At 49.9% G+C, this 20,535-nt stretch carries 13 protein-coding genes; 10 read left to right on the top strand and 3 right to left on the bottom strand.

All coding sequences use genetic code 11. The annotated features are described in order from the left end of the window. Positions 1–34 precede the first annotated feature (34 nt). The 5 genes from HRF49_06825 to HRF49_06805 all read left to right on the top strand — a co-directional run bounded on the left by HRF49_06825 (position 35) and on the right by HRF49_06805 (position 5,896). Positions 35–1,921, top strand: a complete 1,887-nt coding sequence (locus HRF49_06825; protein MEP0814362.1) for an ABC transporter substrate-binding protein — start codon at positions 35–37, stop codon at positions 1,919–1,921. 76 nt (positions 1,922–1,997) lie between these two features. Beyond that, on the top strand, positions 1,998–2,219 hold the full coding sequence (locus HRF49_06820; protein ID MEP0814361.1) for a twin-arginine translocase TatA/TatE family subunit: 222 nt from the start codon (positions 1,998–2,000) through the stop codon (positions 2,217–2,219). Beyond that, positions 2,216–3,412 carry an aminotransferase class V-fold PLP-dependent enzyme gene (locus HRF49_06815; GenBank protein MEP0814360.1) on the top strand — a complete coding sequence of 399 codons (1,197 nt, stop codon included), beginning with the start codon at positions 2,216–2,218 and terminating at the stop codon, positions 3,410–3,412. Before HRF49_06820 ends, HRF49_06815 begins: the two co-directional genes overlap by 4 nt. Before the next feature lie 122 nt (positions 3,413–3,534). Beyond that, entirely contained in the window at positions 3,535–5,013 is a 1,479-nt protein-coding gene (locus HRF49_06810) for an NAD-dependent malic enzyme (protein ID MEP0814359.1), read from the top strand. A gap of 91 nt (positions 5,014–5,104) precedes the next feature. Continuing rightward, positions 5,105–5,896 (top strand): metallophosphoesterase, encoded by a 792-nt coding sequence (locus HRF49_06805; GenBank protein ID MEP0814358.1) that lies wholly within the window; start codon positions 5,105–5,107, stop codon positions 5,894–5,896. Between the two features lie 14 nt (positions 5,897–5,910). On the opposite strand, the gene HRF49_06800 is transcribed toward HRF49_06805, so the two are convergent. Further along, a complete protein-coding gene (locus HRF49_06800; GenBank protein ID MEP0814357.1) occupies positions 5,911–7,440 on the bottom strand; it encodes a hypothetical protein in 1,530 nt (509 codons plus the stop codon). Positions 7,441–7,981: 541 nt separating this feature from the next. Here HRF49_06800 and HRF49_06795 point away from each other — a divergent pair. The 5 genes from HRF49_06795 (at position 7,982) to HRF49_06775 (ending at position 16,869) form a co-directional block, all read left to right on the top strand. Next, a complete protein-coding gene (locus tag HRF49_06795) occupies positions 7,982–10,927 on the top strand; it encodes a PD-(D/E)XK nuclease family protein (protein ID MEP0814356.1) in 2,946 nt (981 codons plus the stop codon). After that, positions 10,924–14,739 carry a UvrD-helicase domain-containing protein gene (locus HRF49_06790; GenBank protein ID MEP0814355.1) on the top strand — a complete coding sequence of 1,272 codons (3,816 nt, stop codon included), beginning with the start codon at positions 10,924–10,926 and terminating at the stop codon, positions 14,737–14,739. Before HRF49_06795 ends, HRF49_06790 begins: the two co-directional genes overlap by 4 nt. A 113-nt stretch (positions 14,740–14,852) precedes the next feature. Then, the gene (locus tag HRF49_06785) at positions 14,853–15,947 is read left to right on the top strand and encodes a hypothetical protein (protein ID MEP0814354.1); all 1,095 of its coding nucleotides are present in this window, start codon (positions 14,853–14,855) and stop codon (positions 15,945–15,947) included. A gap of 34 nt (positions 15,948–15,981) precedes the next feature. Continuing rightward, a complete protein-coding gene (locus HRF49_06780; GenBank protein MEP0814353.1) occupies positions 15,982–16,626 on the top strand; it encodes an iron-sulfur cluster assembly scaffold protein in 645 nt (214 codons plus the stop codon). 21 nt (positions 16,627–16,647) lie between these two features. Beyond that, positions 16,648–16,869 (top strand): hypothetical protein, encoded by a 222-nt coding sequence (locus tag HRF49_06775; GenBank protein ID MEP0814352.1) that lies wholly within the window; start codon positions 16,648–16,650, stop codon positions 16,867–16,869. A 27-nt stretch (positions 16,870–16,896) separates the two neighbouring features. On the opposite strand, the gene lptC (HRF49_06770) is transcribed toward HRF49_06775, so the two are convergent. Further along, on the bottom strand, positions 16,897–18,114 hold the full coding sequence (gene lptC, locus HRF49_06770; GenBank protein MEP0814351.1) for an LPS export ABC transporter periplasmic protein LptC: 1,218 nt from the start codon (positions 18,112–18,114) through the stop codon (positions 16,897–16,899). Positions 18,115–18,287: 173 nt separating this feature from the next. Continuing rightward, positions 18,288–20,465 (bottom strand): LPS export ABC transporter periplasmic protein LptC, encoded by a 2,178-nt coding sequence (gene lptC / locus HRF49_06765; GenBank protein ID MEP0814350.1) that lies wholly within the window; start codon positions 20,463–20,465, stop codon positions 18,288–18,290. Positions 20,466–20,535 lie beyond the last annotated feature (70 nt).

Raw genomic sequence — 20,535 nt, 5'->3', positions numbered from 1 at the left:
GACTCGGGATTTGTCCGGAAAAAGGAGATTTCTTATGAAGAATCCTCTTGTGATTTGTCTGTTGAGCTTGATCTTGGGGACATTTACGATGTTCGGCTGCCCGTCGCCGAACGGAGGTGACGAGTCAAGAAAACTTTCCGGACAGACCGTTGACACCTCGGACGCGCTGCAGGAAGACGTATACCGCTTTCCGATACCCTCCAATCCGATGACGCTCGATCCAGCGCATGTGACCGACACTGTGTCCGACTCGGTTACACGAAGAATCTTTGACGGATTGGTTAGATTTGACGCCGACGGGCGCGTTTCGCCTAGCATCGCCGATAAATGGGAGGCAAGTCCGGACGGAAAGACGTGGAAGTTTTACTTGAAAGAAGGCGTTAAGTTTCACAACGGCAGAACGGTAACTTCGCAGGATTTCGTTTATTCGTTCACAAGGCTGCTCAATCCGGCAACTCAAAGCGAGCGGGCGGGACTTCTTTATCCCATCAAAGGCGCGCGCGCGTATTACTTCAGCCGCAGCTTTCCTGCACAGATAGATTTCCTCATCGCAAACCAAGGTGACAAACCGGAGTTTCATGAAACCCTTGCCAGTATTGCAGACACAATCAAATATGTTACTTTTGCCGAAGGTGCTGACCCCCGGAAATGCGAGAACTTGCTAGCCGCGGCTGTGAAGGCCAAAGCGACTTCGCTTAGCGCGGAATTGACAGCGGAATTGAACTCACTGAAGGGGAAAGCCTTGGCGCCCCCGACAGTGGCTGGCATTACTGCACCGGACGACGCCACGCTTCAAATTGAGCTCGAAGAGGGCTACGCGCCGTTTTTAATGGTGCTTGGGATGACGAACTGCTACGTTGTTCCCAAAGAGGAAGTTGAGAAATACGCGGATGATTTCGGGCAGCATCCCGTGGGCACAGGGCCGTTCATGTTTCAATCCTGGGAAGCGGACGTGAGCGTTCTGCTTGCCGCAAACCGGCTTCACTTCCGCAAACCGCCGGGTGTTGACAAGCTTTTGTTCAGGATAATCAGCGATGAAAACACCAGGTTCGAGGAATTTAAAAACGGCCAGCTGGAGCACACCGATGTGCCCAGCGGACGGATGGGCGAGGTGAAGCGCGACGATATCCTGGCGGCTAATCTGATGACCCGGCCGGCGATGGATATGTATGGATATTGCTTTAATTGTTCCAAGCCACCGTTTAAAGATAACAAGCTGCTTCGGAAAGCAATCAATCACGCAATCGACAAAGACGACATCATCGCGAATATCCTCGAAGGCAAGTTTAAGCGAATGGACAGCTACGTCCCTGAAGGTACTTTTTATTACTGGGCTGACTCGCCCGGATACAAATACGACATCGAACTTGCGAAAAAGCTGTTGGCGGAAGCGGGATACCCTGGGGGGCAAGGTCTGCCAACAATCACGCTGAACATAGACAACCAAGAATTCCGTAACAAAATTGCGGTTGCCGTACAGGAGGACTTGCGCAACATCGGAATCAACATAGAAATAAACAGGAAGGATTGGGGAACGTTTCTGGAGCAGGTTTACGCAGGCGAAACCGTCTTTTGCCAAAACACGTGGCTTGCGGATTATCCCGATCCCGACAACTGGCTGTTTACGCTGCTGGATTCTTCCCAGGCAGGCGCGCCTGGCAACATATCTAGATACAGCAATCCTGAATTCGACAAACTTGTGCGCGAGGCACAGCGCACCGTAGATCAAAACCTGCGCGCGGATCTCTACAGACGGGCGGAATCGATCGCCCTGGAAGATGCGCCCTGGGTTTTATTGTTCGTCAATTCCCCCACTATGCTCGTTCAACCTTATGTGAAGAATCTCAAGCTGACGCCGATGGACCGAGCACCGCAACTTACGAATTGCCCCATCGAGGAGGTTACGTTCGATAGAAGTTAGTACACTTGTGTTGGTTCTCTTGCCACGGCTGCGGAGTGTATAATGGAATTGCCCACTTGCGGCGCGGGAGACTGAAATGTTCGGTTTTGGCTCGCAGGAACTTCTGCTGATTCTGTTGGCGGTTCTTGTCCTTTTCGGAGGAACACAGATTCCGCGCCTGTTCAAAGGTCTCGGCCAGGGAATAAAGGAGTTCAAATCTGCAGTAAAGGATGAGCCGGCGAAACCCGATGCCGTGCAAGAAAAGCCCGCGGAACCTGTGAAGGATGATTCCGTGGGCGAAGGCGGGGATTCGAACTGAGCGTTTGCGCGAACGACCTGCTGCATACCGGGGGCATAGCGGTATACCTGGACAATGCCGCTACTAGCTTTCCAAAGCCGCAAGGGGTTTACGATGCCGTAAATGAATTTATCCGCACGAATGCCGGTTCGCCTACGCGCGGGCTCGGCGCCGGCAGCAGCGAGACAAACAAACTGCTTTCGGATACGCGCTCAAGACTGGCAAGATTTTTCGGAATTAAGGACTCCAACAGGCTGAACTTCACATACAGCGCAACGGACGGTTTGTCTACAATTCTCTTCGGTTGGCTTGGAGCAGGCGATCACGTCTTGATTACGCCGCTGGAGCATAACAGCGTTCTCAGGCCGCTTGAGGAACTGTCAAGGACGCGCTCCGTTTCGTTTGACGTATTGCCGCATGATTCCTTCGGACGCGTATATCCCGAATCGATAAAAGACTTTGTCAAACCGAACAGCAAGCTTGTCTGCTGCAATATGGTTTCAAATGTAATTGGCTCCATTCAGCCCTACCGGGAAGTGATAACCGAAGCATCGAAATTTGGAATCCCGGTGCTGCTGGATGGCTCGCAAGCGGCGGGACATCTGGAAATCGACCTCGATGAGCTGGGCGCGGCGTTTTTCGCCTGCCCGGGACACAAGGCGCTCCTAGGGATTCAGGGAACCGGGCTGATGTACATTGCTGAAGGATACAAAGTGAAGCCGCTTCGGATCGGCGGAACCGGATTCTTGAGCGAGTCAATGCGCCATCCTGAAGCCCTTCCCCAGTATTACGAGGCCGGAACGATTAATATGCCGGGCGTAAGAAGCCTTGCCGCCGGATTGGATTACATCGAGAACCGCGGTATCCCCGACTTAAAAAAACATTTGGAGTCGCTGACCGATCTACTGCTGTCAGGACTGACTTCGATAGATGGAGTCGTTGTTTACGGGCTTTCATCCGCGTTCGATGGTCATGGTGGATCGGTCAGCTTTAACTTATCCGGTATGGCGCCTTCGGAAGTTGGCAGAAGGCTTGCCGAAGACTTTCGAATTTCAAACAGGGTTGGCATTCATTGTGCGCCGCTGGCCCACGAGATGATCGGCACGAAGAATCAGGGCGGAACAGTGCGGTTCTCCGTTGGATGCTTCAATACGAAGGAAGAAATCGAATACTCTGTGAACGCCGTCACGCAGATTGCAAAATCAAGCATATAGCCTGTCGCTTTGTTACAAACGGCTAATGCCCTCCCTGCCCTTGGCAATTCTTCCACGCGCGCCGGAAGTAGTATCATCATGCCCTGTGCGGTTCCCGCACGATTACTTACGGAGGTAATAAGATGGGAGTAACACCCAGTGCCAGTTACAGTGTGACGTTGCGCGTCGAGCATGTCCGCGTCCCGGGCACGCTCGCAAAGATCCTGGAGAAGATCAGCGAAGTGGATGGCTCCATAGGCGCCATTGATATCGTCCAGGTGCAAAAGGACAAGTCCATCCGCGATTTCACCGTAGATTGCACGAGCTTTGAACACGCGAAACAGGTAATCGACGCGGTCAAATCGATGGAGGGTGTGAACGTCCGCTCTTGGAGTGATAGGACGTTTCTAATCCATCTGGGAGGCAAAATCGAAATTGCCAACCGCGTGCCGGTTAAAACGCGGGATGACCTTTCAATGGCCTATACGCCGGGGGTCGGGCGCGTGTGCATGGCAATCCACCATGACAAGGAAAAGGCGTGGGCGCTGACCATAAAGAAAAACATGATTGCCGTTGTTTCTGATGGAACCGCGGTGTTGGGACTTGGGGACATCGGCCCAGAAGCCGCGATGCCTGTGATGGAAGGAAAGGCAATGCTGTTCAAGGAGTTTGGCGGGGTAGACGCCTTTCCGATCTGCCTGGATACTAAAGACCCTGACAAGATAGTTGAAATCTGCAAGATGATTGCTCCGACGTTCGGAGGGATAAACCTTGAAGATATCAGCGCGCCGCGCTGTTTTTACATCGAGGATAGACTGAAGAAAGAAACAGACATACCGATTTTCCACGATGATCAGCACGGTACCGCCGTTGTTGTGGCCGCCGCACTTATTAACGCCCTAAAAATCACCGGGAAGAAAATCGAAGACCTGCACGTGGTGGTGGCCGGAGTGGGAGCAGCCGGCGTGGCTTGCACAAAGATGCTCATGTCCATGGGTGTAAGCCATTTCATCGGCTGCGACAGAAAGGGCATAATTTGCAAAGAACGGTCGGACTTGGGCGATAATTTCGCCAAGCAGTGGTATGCCGAAAACACCAACCAGGAGAATCGCAAAGGCACTATTCACGACGCCATGAAAGGCGCAGACCTGTTTCTTGGACTTTCCGGACCCGGAATAATCACGCTTGAAGACGTGAAGAAAATGAACAAGGATCCAATAGTTTTCGCAATGTCAAATCCGGTTCCCGAGATAATGCCGGAGGAGGCCTGGGGGCACGTAGCAATAATGGCAACCGGACGAAGCGATTATCCCAACCAGATAAACAACGTACTGTGCTTCCCCGGCATAATGCGCGGAGCACTTGACGCACGTGCGAGGGACATCAATGAAGAGATGAAGCAGGCGGCAGCACGAGCGATAGCCTCCAGCGTTACTCCGGACGAGTTGGGGCAGGATTACATTATCCCTACGGTGTTCAACCGGAATGTACCAAAGTTGGTGGCGCGGGAAGTGGCGATGGCGGCAATGCGTACCGGTGTCGCGAGGCGCGAGATCAAGCGAGACATAATGGAAATTGAAGAAGCAGAAAAGGAAGAAATTATGGGGCGACTGGAGGTTTAGCGCTGCTTTTGAACAAACCACTCTTCCAATCGAGTTTCTTTAAGCTGTGCTGGATGCAGGTCTGGTATAAACGGCTGTCATGCGCGTTCATTTGAGAAGATTTTCAATCCTGCTCGCAGCTTTGTGGTGCTCTCTCGGAGTTCCGCTGGCCGCCGCGCCGCTATCGCTTGCAGAGAACATCCGCGCAATCTGGTCGGACAAAAGCGGGGTCGATGGCGGATTCACGTTCATTGTCGTCGGCGACAACCGCAGCGGCGATGCGGTGTACCGCGAGATTCTTGAACAGGCGTTGTCATATAAGCCGCTGTTCATTCTTAACACGGGCGATTTGGTCAATCACGGCGATAGCTCCGAATTCGATGCTTATGCCAAGTTAATTGAGACGTTGAGCGTGCCCATCGTACATGTCCCCGGCAATCACGACAGAGAGCGCGGATTGGCGAACTGGAAACGGCGAGTTGGAGAGCCAAACTGGTATTTCGAGTACGGAAGCTGCCGATTCATCGGGTTGGATAACTCGACGGGAGAGTTTTCGCGGGAGGCCCTCGCGTTTGCTCATAAATACATCAATAATGAAAAAACATGTTTCGTTGCTTTTCACAAACCGCCTGCCGTGGGACGATGGAAAGTTCATTCCATGGACGGCGGGAAGGACCAAGACCAAGTGATGTCCTTGATAAGGGCAGCCGCATGCCCGATGGTGTTCCTCGGACATATACACCTCTATGATTCTATGGAAATCGACGGAACCGATTTCATCATCAGCGCCGGCGGCGGCGCGGGCCTGTATTCGAAGTACAAATTCGGAAAGCCAGAACACGGATTCGTGGTGGTAAGGGTTTCAAAAGAAGGTATCACTCACGAGTGGATTCGCGTTAAATAGACCATTGCCTAAAATCAACCATCCGGATTTGCCTCGATTGACCAAAGCATGTTCCAGTTGCCGGAACCATCATCTGCAATAGTCCTGGGGACTCCGCCCTCGTAATCGACCGACATCAGCTTGTGCTGATCGGCGTAAATAACTTCCCTGGTTGTTTCCGAAAGAGTAAAAACCGGCGTGGAATAACCGTATCCCATTGTTCGAAAGCCGCGCACGTTCGCAGAAGTGGCTATAATCTCCTTTAAAGTGAACGATTTCAAATTCAACCTGCAAAGAATGTAATTTGCGTCCGGTCCGGCGGAATCCATACCGATTACGGCTTCGTTCTCATCGCGAAACGACGTTTTTCGAAATGGAAAGCTTGATGCTTGTTCCGGCTTTTTGGAAGTGAAAAAAAAGTATTCGTCCAATTTGTAGTCTATAAGCCCGCCGGTCGAATCCCAACCCACCTTGAACAGCGGTTTAAACATGCTGCTCATTGGATCGAAGCTAGCCATTATCCTATAATATCCATCCTCCCAAAGATTTTCGACAACACCAAGCAATGTCCCTGTTGATTCCACGTAAGTAGCTATGACAAAAGTATTGACCAGCTCACCATTTTGCGCAACGTGTTCTGGAACCAAATGCGCAACCATTTTTGCGCCTGTATCGTCCAACATACTGCAAAATATAATACCGCTTTGAACAATCACCTGTTTTTCCCCCCCGACTGTGTAAAATACAAAATACACCCCGTTTTTCGCGCCCTGAAGCGGACGGATTATGTTCCTGATCGGCTCCCGAGACCCGTTCAATTCAGGCAGTTTAATTTTAAATCTGCGCGTCACCGCGGGCGCGCTGTATCCTCCAAGTTGATCCGCTGGCGCCATTTCGATGGTAACTTCTTTTTCTCCGGTTTTCCCGTCGAAAAACAGCGGGCCGTCAGAGCGACAGATAAAGAGGTTGCGGCCGCTTGGATCAGGAATCACAATCGCCCTTGCAGTGCTTCCTCTTGGGTCAGGAGGCAGTGAAAACTTCTCCCCGGAAGCGATATTGAAATCGTCCAGTCTAATTACAAAACGGCTGTAAACCGATGGATACATTTGCAACGCTAAGTTCGGACTGTTTTCCCTTCCGAATAGGCCAGCGATATTCTGCAAAAGCAATTTAACATGATCCAGAATGTCAACCGGATGCCTATCCTCCCGCAAGTAGTCGAACGCGTTTTCGTACCTGGACATGAAACTGGTGCCGCCGCTCATCGAATACGCGACATCCAACAAAATTGGCTTTTCTTGCGAAAGAGGATATGCATACATCTTTGAGCGTCCGTTTTCATAACGCGAAGCTATTACCCCGGCACCGGATCCCAAGGCAGATTTAACCTTCTTGGACAACTTCTTCAGCTGATTGTCCGACATCCTGGACAAGTTCGGAGGGGCGAACAGCATGCTGATCGCCTGGGCCAGAAGCAAAATTGCAAATCCGCCTGCTATAAGTATCAGAAATCCGCGAAGAGTGAAATTTACCGCGTTCCTGTCGACGACAAGCCTGTCGTCCATTTTGTGAAACCGGGAAGGCGGCGGAAAGCTGCCCGGAGGTTTCCCTGAATCGTTGATTGCCGGCACGTGCAGATTGTACCCGACCGGGGCTTGTATAATCCTTATTCCGCGGCAACGAAGCGGCATAAATATGGCTAAACTAAAATTCATCATAGGACCTGCAGGCAGCGGGAAAACGCACGAAATCGCGCGGGATATATTGGATATCGCGGCAAACCGTGCGGACCGGGAATCACTTATGATTTTGCTGGTTCCCGATCAAGCCACCGCGCAGTACGAGCGGCTGCTCCTTTCAAAATCGAAATCTCCCGTCATCAGCGATTTGGCCATAACCGGTTTCAAAATGCTCCCGCGTGTTCTTGGCTACGAGCCTAAACAAGAACTCGCCGATCCTAATATTAAGCGGTTGTTGCTTTTCAGGATTCTTGCCGATGAACAAATGCCCCCGTTTTTGGCGAGCACCGGTACCGCAGGTACCGGGCAAATGGATCAAATTCTGGATTTGATTTCGGAATGCAAAAGATGCGGATTTCCTTTGGAAATGCTTGCCGAGGCGGCAGATGCATCCCAAAGACCTTGGTTGCACTCCAAAATAAATTACATCAGTTATCTCGCGGCAAAATTGAATTCGGAACTGGAATCCCGCAACCTTGTTGATGACACCGCGGGATTGGAGATTTTGGCTGGTGATATTCCCAAACTTCTGTCGAAACGGACACTTCGCCTATGGATTGACGGCTTCAGTAGGTTTACGGCGGGCGAACTAAGCGTTATTCGTGCGCTTGTTCAAGGCTCCAGGCAAACGACAATTGCTCTTCTTATGAATCCGTCCGATCTATCGCCGAGCGGGAAGAATAAAGATAATCCCAGGGATCGAATTGATACATCGCCACTGGGATATCCATTGGCCACGTACTTTGCTCTGGATTCGATGGCATCGGCGTTTAAGATCGAGCGAGAATACCTTAATCTTGAGCGGAAGACATGGAGATTCGCCGAAGCACCCGAACTTAACGCGCTTGAAATCGGCATTAGACAAGGAAGGAAGTCCCCAAATAACCTGCCCAGACAGAAGCTGCCAGGCTCGCAAATCAGGGATTTCCGGCTTGTAGCCGTCCCGACATCATCTGCCGAAATCAGGTTTGTCGCCAGGGAAATTAGGCGGCTTGTTTGCTCGGGTGTAAGGTACAAAGATATTTCCGTCGTGTCCAGGTCTCTTGAGCCGTATCGAAGATTGATTTCGGATTGCTTTCCCAAATACGACATACCCTTTTTTCTGGACTGCCCGCGGCCGCTGGCCGTCAGACCTGCTCTTAGGTTGTTTTCAGATCTTCTCGATTTTGCGGTTGAACCCGACAGGCGCAGCATGTTGTCGCTTCTGCGAAATCCGCATTCCGGTGTGCCGCTCGAATCCACAGACAGACTTGAAAATCTTTTGCTTCGTTTTGCTGTGCCAAACGAAGGAATATGCGAGCATTCAGTTAAGCTTGTTGGCGAATTTGAGCCGGCGCATGAAACTCATTTGGCTGCCTTTCTGATTTCACTAGGCGAATATGGTTCTAGAATCACTCGTCCCCTAACTGCGCCTGAATTTGAATATGAGATGCAGGGAATAGTAAAAATGCTGTTCCCCGGAATCGAAGAGCGCGTGCGCGGAGATATTATTGAGCTTGAAGCTTATAACTTGGCCGTAAGGACGCTGCATGAAATAGGCGTTTTGTGCGGTGACGAAAAAATGTCAGTTAGAATGTTCAGTGAACTATTTGAAGCTGCCGTATCGGATGCAAAAGCAAAAATTCCGCCGCCCGCACTGGATGAAGTAATTGTCTCTGAAATCGAGCGCGGCCGCCAGGAATCTCCAAAACATGTTTTCCTTCTTGGACTTATTGACGAACGATTTCCACTCAAAGGCGGGGATGGCGGATTAATCACGCAAGAGGAAAAATTATATTTGCGGCAACAGGGATTTCCGCTGGAAGGAGACGGCGTCAGCAGGTTTATTATGGAAAGATATTTGTTTTACGTTGCATGCACTCGCGCTTCAAATAGCTTGACCGTGACTATTCCAATAAGGGAATCCTCTGAAGCTGTTCCTTCTCCGTTGCTTTCGATGCTTCCCGATTGGGCTGCCGGAAGAATCGAGGAAAACGACGTGCCCGAAACGCCCCGCAATTTAAGCGAAGCCGTAACACCTATTGAGTTCGCATCTTATCTTCAATCCAAAGGCATGCAGAGGGAATTACTGGTTCCTTCAAATGGCGAAGTGAGATTGGCCGAAACATTGAATTTGCAGGCTCCTCCTGCCGCGGCAAAACTTCATAAATGGGGAACCGCTCTCCGAGTCAAATACTGCAATCGGATATCGCCAACCAGATTGGAAAAGTATTCAGCTTGCCCGTTTGCTTACTTCGCCGAGGCCGACCTAAGGTTGTTTAACAGGCCCGAGGGGCGGCCGGACTCGCTATCCCTAGGCGCAATATATCACGCAATTCTGGAGAAAACCCTTACAGAATCACTTACTCGCAAGCTTTGTTGGAGGGGTGGCGACCAATCTGCATTGCTTGCACTGATGGATGAAGCCGCAACTTATGTCCTTAATGATGCATCTTGCGACTGGAGCAGGATTCCGGCATTCAAGCTTCTTCAAGATCAAATCAAACGTGATGTCAAAAAAACTTTCCTTATAATTCTTCAAACGCTGAATGCGGGCCTTTTCGACCCACTGCTTGCAGAACAATGGCTTGGTAATCAAGAAGGGGCGCTTCCACAAGTAAAAATTGAAGTGGACGATGTTCGGTTTTTGGTTTCTGGAAGGATTGATAGAATTGACTTGGAGGCCAACAGCGGATGCCTTGCAGTCGTGGATTATAAAAGCGGCCTAAAAAAAATTTCGTGGGATAAGTTGTTTCACGGCCTGGATATACAGCTTTTATTTTATGGGTATGCACTTGAAATGTTGGCCGGGAACATTGTTCAAGCAATTGGCGTAGCCGATAACCCGCCGCGGCCAAAAGTAGGCGCGTTGCTGTGGTTTCACATTTCGCCCGATATTTATTCGCGGCCAACGTTCGAAGATGCTGGAGAAGATAAGGGAATAATGCGTAAATCGCGCGGCCTAATAAGCGAACATGCGGCAAGGTTATTGGATAAGTCTGCAACAGGCTGGTCAAAATACTATTCAATATACTTTAATAAAAATGGAGGATTCGGATATCAAAATAAAATAGACGTGATAGGGGCGGGCGACTGGAAAACTTTATTCGACTGGTTCACCGCATATTTGCGCAGAATCCTGTCCGAGATAGCGGAAGGTCGAATCGCGGTCGCGCCCGTAAAAGTGGGCAATTACTGTCTTTGCGATTATTGCAACTATGCTTCCGTGTGCAGGATGAATCCTTCACACGACATTGTGAGATTAGCTGGGAAAGCGGGCGATAAAGAATCAGTTATCTCCCTTATGAAGCGGGAATTGGAGGGAGTCCAATGAAAAATGGCCCGGTGAACTGGACAATGAGTCAGCGCAAAGCGATCGAGGCCGTCGATCGCCGGATACTTGTAAGCGCTGCTGCTGGAGCGGGAAAAACTAGCGTTCTTATTCAGCGATATTTAAAACTGCTAATTGAAGGAAACGCACCGGAGCGGATTCTGGCAATTACTTTCACCAGAAAAGCAGCGTCTCAACTCAAGATTGGCGTAATAAACAGGCTCGTTGAATCGAACGATCGCAATTTGGAGCTTTTGATCCCTAGAATCACCCAAGCGCCTGTTGGTACGATACATTCTTTTTGTTTGCAGCTTATACGGGAATTCGCAGGACCGTTGTCTCTTCCCGCGGACTTTGCAATTCTAGATGAGGATAAGTCACGCAATTTAAAAGAAATCGCTATTGGCAAGACAATCGCCGAAATGGCCAGTAGCAAAGCTGGACAAAAGCGCTATGCGCAGTTGTTGAGGTCATTCGGCACAGGCAGGGGCGATGAATGGCTGCATACTTTGGTGCTTGATTTGGCGGATTTTTTCGAAAAACTGCCCCAGCCGAGAGCCAGAAGCAAATATTGGCTTGGCCTCTACGATGAAGTAAAGTCAGCGGAAAGTTTTTGGCACACGACTTGGGGTAAGCTTTACAAAGATGCTTTAACAGCGGAAATAGAGAAAATCAGGCGCGAACTTGAATGGTTCGAAACGGAATTCAGAAAGTCGGCGATACCGGCAGCATGGCGCGAGGCAATTTACAACGATGTAAAGCTGCTGTCTGAATTTCTGTCAATGGATACGGAAAAAACCGGCGCAATGAATGACTTTCTTTCGGGCGCAAGCTGGACTCCCCGCTATCCTGCGAAGTGTAACATTTACGAGCTGGATCGAACTAAGGAGTCTTGGGTGAAATTTAGAAACAGGATAAAGTCCGATTTTAGAAAAACGTGGCTGGTTCCGGAGCTTATCATACTTTCTGAATTGAAAAAGTTTTCGTCCTCGCAGATATTGCCCGAATTAATAGATTTGGTTTACAAGTACACGGAGTGCTTTTCGAAAATCAAACTACGCTTGAAAATGCTGGATTTTTCCGACCTGGAAAGATACGCACATACTTTATTAGCCGAAACAGCGGCAAGCAACAAGCATGTGGCCGAAGTTTTGGCCGACAGATTCGATCATATTCTTATTGACGAATATCAGGACACCAGCCCTATTCAAGATGCGATTTTCGAATGCCTGTCGCAACGCGCGAAAATGTTTTTTATGGTTGGCGATGTAAAGCAAAGCATTTATCGCTTCAGGCATGCCGAGCCGGATTTATTTGTTAACCGATTGAACCTTATCCGAAAGGGCAAAGATGAATCGTCCAGTTTAATCGACCTGCCCGATAATTTCAGAAGCGTCAAACCCGTAATAGACGTGGTAAACGCTGTTTTTTCACGGATTTTTTCCGAGAATTTCGGCGGGATTGACTATTGCGATGGACACAAGCTTATAAGTGGCGCTGGAAATGAATTGAGCCAGTGCGCATCCGGATGCGTAACTCCGCACGTATCGTTGAAGCTTATTTTGTCATCGGGAACTCGCGTAGACGACAAAGAGGTTGAAAACGATGATTTTGATACGGAAAATGCGGGCGGCGACTTTGAAGAAACCGACTTATCCCGCAAAGAGCTGGAGGCATCACTTGTCGCCAGGGAAATTTTATCGTTGGTTAATTCGGTGCCTGCAATTAAAGTAATCGAAGAAAATGATGGGCAGAAAAGGCCTGTCCCGATATCGTTCAGGCACGTAGCCCTTATTTTGTCCGCACCGGTCAATTGGGTGGATACATATGCGGAGGTGTTCGGCCGTTACGGAATTCCGTTCTGGTTTTCAGCAGGAGGTAGCGCGCAACTTATGTCCGATCCATTGTCTAGGGATCTGTTAAGCATATTGCGCGTTATTGACAATCCGTTGCAGGATATTCCGCTTTCTGCGGTTTTGCTCGGTCCTTTGGTCGGCCTAACGCCTGACTACCTTCTTGCCATCAGAAGCTCAATGGAACATTGCGAGCTGCTGTTCGATGCAGTTGTGTCTTCGGTCACCAGCAAGGGTTATAATCAAGTTCTGACAGTTCTTTCAGAGGCCTTGGGCGAAAGTGCTCCATCAGAGGAGCTTATGCGATTCGCAACTGAAGAGCGATTGAAAATTGAGCGTTTCCTGGAATGGCTTACTGAAATGCGCCAAACTGCCCAGTCGGATGAGTTGTCTGAAGTGGTGCTGAAAACTATACGCGATTCTAATCTGGACAGCCTTGCCCGGCTCGGTTACGGGACAGCGGATTCAAGCTCCAGACTGGAATGGTTCGCCGGAATTTCGGAATCCATGCCGCCGGGAGGACTCGGAGATTTGATTAAAAAAGCGTCGGCGGAAGACAAAATCGAACTTCCCACATCGGCGGTCGGAGACCGAGTTCAAATCACAAGCATTCATCAAGCGAAGGGGCTTGAGTTTCCGATAGTGATCGCAGCCGGTTTGGGACATAAATTCAGATTCGATGAATCGAAAAGAGCCGTAATTTTCGATCGTGAAATTGGTTTTGGTTGCAGGTTACTTCACCCCAACCGCCACGCTACCTATCCATCTCCTCCTTACCGCATTGTCGAACGGGCGCTGCGCCACAAAATGCTTGAGGAGGAGGCTAGAAAACTTTACGTTTCCCTAACGCGCGCAAGAGAACGGCTGATAATGGTCGGTTCGGTACGCGAATCCGCCTTCAAGGTAAGCTATGCAGCGAGGAGGACCGCCAAAAACGAATGTATAAGGGAACGGGACGAAGCCTGCAACTTTATGGATTGGCTAATGCCCATTTTTATTGAGGCAAAACCTGTTTACGCGGCCCTGGAATCAATCGGCGTTCAAATTGGTGGGATTGCGCCGCAAGGCTTGGATGCGGATTTGAGCTGCGATGTGTTCCGGGAATCCGAGCTGAAGGCTGCAATCGGAAAAGAGACACTTCCCAACCTTGCTCTTAAAACCGAACTTGGCATGGATGTAACTCCGTTGAATGAAGCGGAACTGAAGATTCCCGATGCCGTGCTCTTTAAGTATCCATTTTCTTCAACGATAAGCATTCCGCGAAAGATAAGCGCATCGTCCCTATCCAAATACGACGATCCGGAAGGTTTGCGAATGATCGCCGAATCGTTCGAACCGAGGGATGCCTCGCGAAATTCACACAATCTGCGCAATGACTCGCTTCGACTCGGCTCGGCGGTTCACATTCTCATGTCCAATTTGCCATTCGGTTGTGGTGTCGGTATAAATCCGGAAGAAACTCTTGCGGAGCTCGTTTCTCTGGGCAAAATCGCCGAATCAGATGCAAGCAATATAGAAATGAATCGGATTCATTCTTTTCTGGAAACGCCGCTTGGGCGTTTTTTAAGCGGGAAAGGATTTGCAAGAACAGAATGGAGATTTTTGTTAAGGTTAAATAGAGAGGACTTCGCATCAGAACCAAGAGCATTAAGAGCCCTAACGGCACTGGCAAATCCAAACATGCCGCAATCATCCGCAATCAGCCCCTCAATTGTAATGCTTAATGACGATGATTTCGTGGTGGCTCAAGGCGCGGTGGACTTGATTTTTGAATGCGACCGACGCAGAATTTTGGTTGACTGGAAAACGGACGCGGTTGACATGGCAGAAGTAAATGGAAGAGCCGAGAATTACTTCCTCCAAATGTGGGTCTACATCAAGGCGGTTGAAGCAGGATTGGGGCCGGTGGATTCGGCCAAGTTGGTTTTTCTTACTCCCGGTGTGGCAGTCGAAGTAACCTGATTTGATGCTCGTGCGCTTATTAGGACGATTTCGCCAAGGTGTACCTGTATAATAAGTGCCCCATGCAAAAGACGTTATTGTTTCGCTTCGCATCTTGGATGCTCGTGTTTTTGATGAATTCGATCTCTCCGGCGTTGGCGGATAATCCTTACGCGCGGACGATCTCATTCAACGACGGAAGCCGCATATCCACGTTTGCGTGGTTCGACGAAAACAACGTGTTGCTGTATGCAATCAATCCAAACGGAAGCATCCTGTGGAAGCACAACATTCACGATGGCACCCGCAGCAAGGTCATTACGGCAACCCAGCTTGAAAAATTGTTTCCGAGCGGCACAAACATTTCCAATCTAAAGCTTTCGGTGTCGCCAGGACATAATTATCTTCTGTTTTACGAACCATTTTCGGATCCCGCCGTCAGGCCGTTTTTCCGCGTTATCAGCCTTAAGGACGGCGAGCCGAAACTTGTGAATTTTGAGCACATGCCGGATAATTTCTGGGTTAAGGAATTTGCCTGGGATCCGACCGACCAGTATCTTTACGTCGCAGCGGTTCCATACCTGTTTCCAAACGAGCCGACTTCGATTGCCAGACTCTCTTTGAACACGAACAGCTTTGTTGCGCTGGTGGTCAAGGACAACGCTGACCTAATTGACGAAATCGTGTACAGCTTTGAATTGGATGCCCTTATTATTGACTGCTGGAGCTTCCGTGGAGAGTATCCTGCGGATCACTACATTCTGAAATACGATTTTTACGAGAACTCTGCTTCGATTCTGGGGCTTTTTCCCTACGTTCACAGTATGTTCATAACCGATTCGGGCAAGGATATTTACTTCAGTCTGGTTTCGAGGGATACAAACAAGGACGGGGTGCTGGATTTTCTTGACGAGTCGGACATCTCCACTTTCAACCTCGAAAAAAAGGAAAATCAAGTTCTGGTCAAGCATTCGGGATACGAACTGCAACCAAGTCTGACGCCGGACCGCAAATGGCTAGGATACTTGCGGATACCCGAACGTATTGGCGAACCGCCTGAATACTCGGATTCAAAAGACCTGTGGATTATGCAGCTTGACACCCGCCGCGAAATCCTTGTGCAGGATGGATGCGCCCAGTATCTGTTCAGCCTTGATTCAAAGAAAGTGCTTGCTTTATCTGAAGACAGGCTCAGACTGGAAGTGTATTCGATACCCAGCAGGACTTGATTTTTCGAGGTCTTCGCAAATGGCAGAATTCGACATGATGGACTGGCTTTATGGAGAGGTGGTTAAGGACCATTTCCTCAACCCGCGCAACGCCCTTTATTCGGACACCGCGGACTGGGACGCATCCGCGGACGGTATCGGCACGGTCGGTTCTCCGGTATGCGGTGATATGATGCGTGTTTGGATTAAGGTTGACCGCGACTCGGGCCGCATTCGGGATCTGAGATGGAAGACCTTCGGCTGCGCAAGCGCCATCGCATCCACTTCAATGATGAGCGAAGTCGTACTTGAGGATGGCGGCATGACGTTGGAACAGGCTCGAGCACTAACGCCCAGGGACATACTTAGAAAGCTCGGCGGTTTGCCTGAGCATAAAATTCACTGCAGCGTGCTTGGAGATAAAGCGCTTAGAGCCGCAATAAATGACTATTATACTCGGATTGGAATGTCGGAAAAGGTCATCGACAAGCCTTCCGCGGTGATATGCGAATGCTTGCAGGTGACCGACAACGACATAGAAGAAGCTGTTCTGGAAGGAGTACGTGATTTCGCGGGTTTGCAAAACAGAACCAAGGCTGGTACGGCTTGCACCAAATGCCATGACTCGCTTAAAAGAATTCTCGGCGAGTATATGGCGAAATATTTTTCCGCAGATGCGGAGGATGCTGTCCAATTTTAGTAGTCAATTAAGGAGCGCCAAATGGAAGGACACTCGACCGAGTTCACTTTTTCAGATCCGGTGGATGCGATTCATTTCGCCCAGCGCCAGGAGCGAAAGGCGGAAGCCGTTTACCGCAAAATTGCCGAAAACGTAGACGATCCCGGCATCAAGGCGCTTATGCTCGAATTGGCCGAAGAAGAAGTCGGGCACTGGAACAAGCTGCAGGCCATCCTTGACCAGCATTTTCACGCGGAGTTCTAGGCTCAAACCAGCGCCGGACGGCGCGCGTTACCGCGTCGACTCGCGGGATTGACTTCCATTAGCGTTGCCCGAATCCGCTGGCGCGATTTCTTCGGCTTCGCCCTTCTTTTCGCGGTTCTGATACATGAAAAATCCGTCCACGTCCCCGCTGAAAATATATACCTTGTTGTCTGTATCAGCCGACAATGAATCGCAATAAAGAAATTCCTCGCCGGAATTAATAATCACGCCGCCGGACATTTCAAGAAGCTTTTCCTTGTCGTCGAAGGTCATTTTCTTCGATTGGGCTCCCCTGCCCTTTCGGCCTTCGATTTTGATTGTTTCACCATCTCCCGCCAGGCCTTCCATCTTACGCTTGTCATAATCAAAAAGCATGGTTTCGGCTAGGATTGTCATCGGTTCCTGTATTTCGTCAAGAAGTTCCTTCTCCGCTTCTTCCCGTTTAATAAGGCCGCCTTCGACGAGCCAGTTGCCGTCCTTTTGCCAGTATTTGACATTGCCCTTGGTTGTCATTGTTTTCTTTGCATCGTCAACCGCCAAATCGTCGCATTCAAGCCTTTTATCGCCCTGATCCACAGTCACGCGGTCCTCTCCGGTCCCCTTAAGACAGCGCACGTTGCCATTTTCGTCGTTCACAAGCATGCTTTCGCACTTGATCGTCGTCTTGCGTTTGGTTAGGGATTTGACCAAGTCCGCATCTTCCTGCGCTACCACCTTTGCCTGGTAAAGCCAGTCGTAGTTGTCCATTACCAAGACGACATCTCCAGACAACGAGTAATTGCCGGTTGCCTTTTCGTAGCTCATTTCGGAAGCTTCTATTGTCAGACCTTCCTGTACAACCTTGACTTCGCCTTCTGCCGAAAAGTCTTCAGTATCCCAATTGTAATTGAGCTTGCCACAATAAACTTTGGTTGTTTTGTTTTTCAACACTGTAATCAAACGGTTGCGCTTGGACAGAGTTTCAACGACTTTGGCCTTGCCTTCGTTGTACCGGTTGAACTGCACGAATCCTTCCGCGCTCATCCAGTTGTTTTTGTAATCCACAAAAAGCTTGTTGCAAGTGATTCGATATTCCGGATCCTCGAAAAAAACATTTCCGGAAAGCGTGGCAGTTTCGGTGTTTTGGTCAATATCCGCCTCGTCCGCCGTAATCTTGACATCGAAGTAATAAACTTCAAGGCCGCCTTCCACATGATAAAGCTTGTCGGTTGTATTGCCGGTAATCCGCCCATTGGGGATAAACATCCGGACAAATCCGCGCCGCGTGTACTTGCCCTGCTCCGGTTCTGATTCGCCGTACTCAGTGGAATCCGCGCCACTTTCTTGGGCCAACGCCCGCGTGCCAAGCGCAAACTGCAATGCGAATAAAAGTAACACCAAACAAGCAATCAATTTTGAAGCCGACAAACTGACAGACTTCATTTGTCATCCACATCCTTGCGCGGTTCGATGACAATCGCATCGCCCGGATCTCTTTTGTTACCGCTGTCGGCTGGAATGTCGTTGGATTCGCCCGATTTACCTGAGTCTCCTGATGAGTTGTCGTGCCTTGAATTCATATCGTCCTGGAGTTTGAAAAAAAGCTCCAGTGGTCCGTCTGCACTTTTTTCGCCAGATTCCTTTATTGGAGGGGGAATGAACTCGCCTCCGGTCGGAGGGGAGAGCGGCAATCGCCCCGGAACCTCTCTTGGATCTTCCAATCCGAGTTCGCGCCTCTTTTCGCTGACCGCATCTCGCCCCGAAAGTCCCGAAACTTGCGGCGGAGCCAAGGGAATGCCTTCGGGAAGAACCTCGGCATCACCGGAACGGCCAAATCCGGGTTGGCCCGGCGCCGCGCCGTCCTTTTTCCACGGTGTAATTCCTACCTCGTCGCCCGACAATCTCTGCATCCAATCAAATCCGTCCGCCGAAAACGCTTCAGCCGGGGCTTCTGGAAATAAGGGACGGCTTCCTTTGCCAAATCCCGGCAGCAGCACGTCGTCAATCCATCCGGGCAGAAATTCCCAGGGCTTGTTCTCCTCGCGCCACTTGGCCCGCTCCGCTTCGGCAATCGCGACGGCCTCTTCGTCGGATGTGTTTTTTGCACCGCGTTCCGCCAGACTGCGCTTAACTTCGTCAAATTTTTTCGTGTACTTCGGCGGGATTCTTATCGAAGCGTCGGCTTTGCCGTTTACCTCGATGTCGTCAGAATCCGAGAAAAAGATGATCTGCTCGCCCGTAAAACTTTCATCCTTCTTGTTGACGTACAGGACGTGTCCTTGACATGTGAATTTCTTTTTCTTGTCGTCAAACAGCATCTCGTCGCAAGTCGCGATTTTATCTTTTTGCCTCACGCGGACGTTTCCGGCTCCGTAAATATCCGCCGAATCAAGAAACAACACGGCTTTATCGCCGGTGACTTTGACCGCCTCAAATAACATCTTCTCGACATCCGGATTTTTAAAATCTTTTAGAACCTCGTCTTCCTTAAGCCACTCTCCGCTGCCTTGAAAAATAAAAATCTCGTCATCCAGCCACACAACCTTGCGCAATTGGCCGGTTTCGTCATCCTGGAACTTGCCGTAATAGGTGACTCCCCAGGCGCCGGCCCTGCGATCGTCTTGCATGACAACGCTTCTGCCGTACGTGCGCGCGTAGTCCGAATCCCAAAAGTATTCTATGTCGTTGGCGGTAATCAGGGTCGTACGCTTTTTCATCGAACGCAGGGCGGGAGCGTCGTTTGGCTTAATCTCCGCTGGATTGATCCTCATTTGCACGTTGCCGTAGCATTTCGCCCAGGAGTCCTTTTGATGGACTTCCACGTGATTGGCGACCAGCTCGATTTCTCCCTTCCGAAAATAAATCTGACCGGGCGGCTCGTCGCCGTAGTCGATTTCAACCGGCATTCCTGTCCGGGGATCGGTCACATTATACTGTTTGTCGGAAAACGAACTTACAGCGACAGTAACCTCGAGCTCCTTGTCGTAATAGACCTTGTCTGCCGAAATGAAGATGTTTTTGAAGTCCTGGAGCTTGAGCTGTGTTTTCGTAAGCTCGCGGTCGCTAATGAATTTTGTGTCTTTGAGTTCAATGATTTTAATCTGGCAATGACCCACGAAGAAAAGCTGGCGAAGGTTTTTATCCCCGTGCATGTAATCTGCGGAAACCAAATTTCCTTCCTTTGTACGAAGTTCGACCTGCTTCGGAAAGATGAATTGATTGGAATAGTGCCGCCAGTGGACTTCCTCGGTTGAGACGGCCATTTCATCTCTGGTTAAAAGGTGCACTCCGCCAAGAAGATGAAGATCCTGGGAAGGCTCGTCGTACACGATTTTCTCGACTTCGATATACAGGTTCGGACCCTGGCTGTCAAAAAACCGGGCGGTAGCCTTATGAAATTCATACTGGTCTTCGCGTGCGGAAACGGTCACTTTTTCACTCTCGATTTCCCAGACGATTTCCCCGCGATCGTTTATACCCGTAGCCCGGTTCTCGTTTAGCGCGATGCTGTATTTCGCCTGGCGTGGCCTGTTGACAATGGCGTTTATTTCGCGTTCAGAATTGTAGAAAATCAGATTGACGCCGCCAATAACCGCGGCAATAGTGACGATTGCCAAGACCGCCTTGGTTATTCGCGCAACGGACGCAAAAGCACGCGCGCGGCTTATATCTTGTTTTAATACCATT

Source organism: bacterium (assembly GCA_039961635.1).
Classification (GTDB): domain Bacteria; phylum 4484-113; class 4484-113; order JAGGVC01; family JAGGVC01; genus JABRWB01.
The sequence above is the reverse complement of the archived record's forward strand: the minus strand, read 5'-3'. Positions and strand labels throughout refer to the sequence as shown.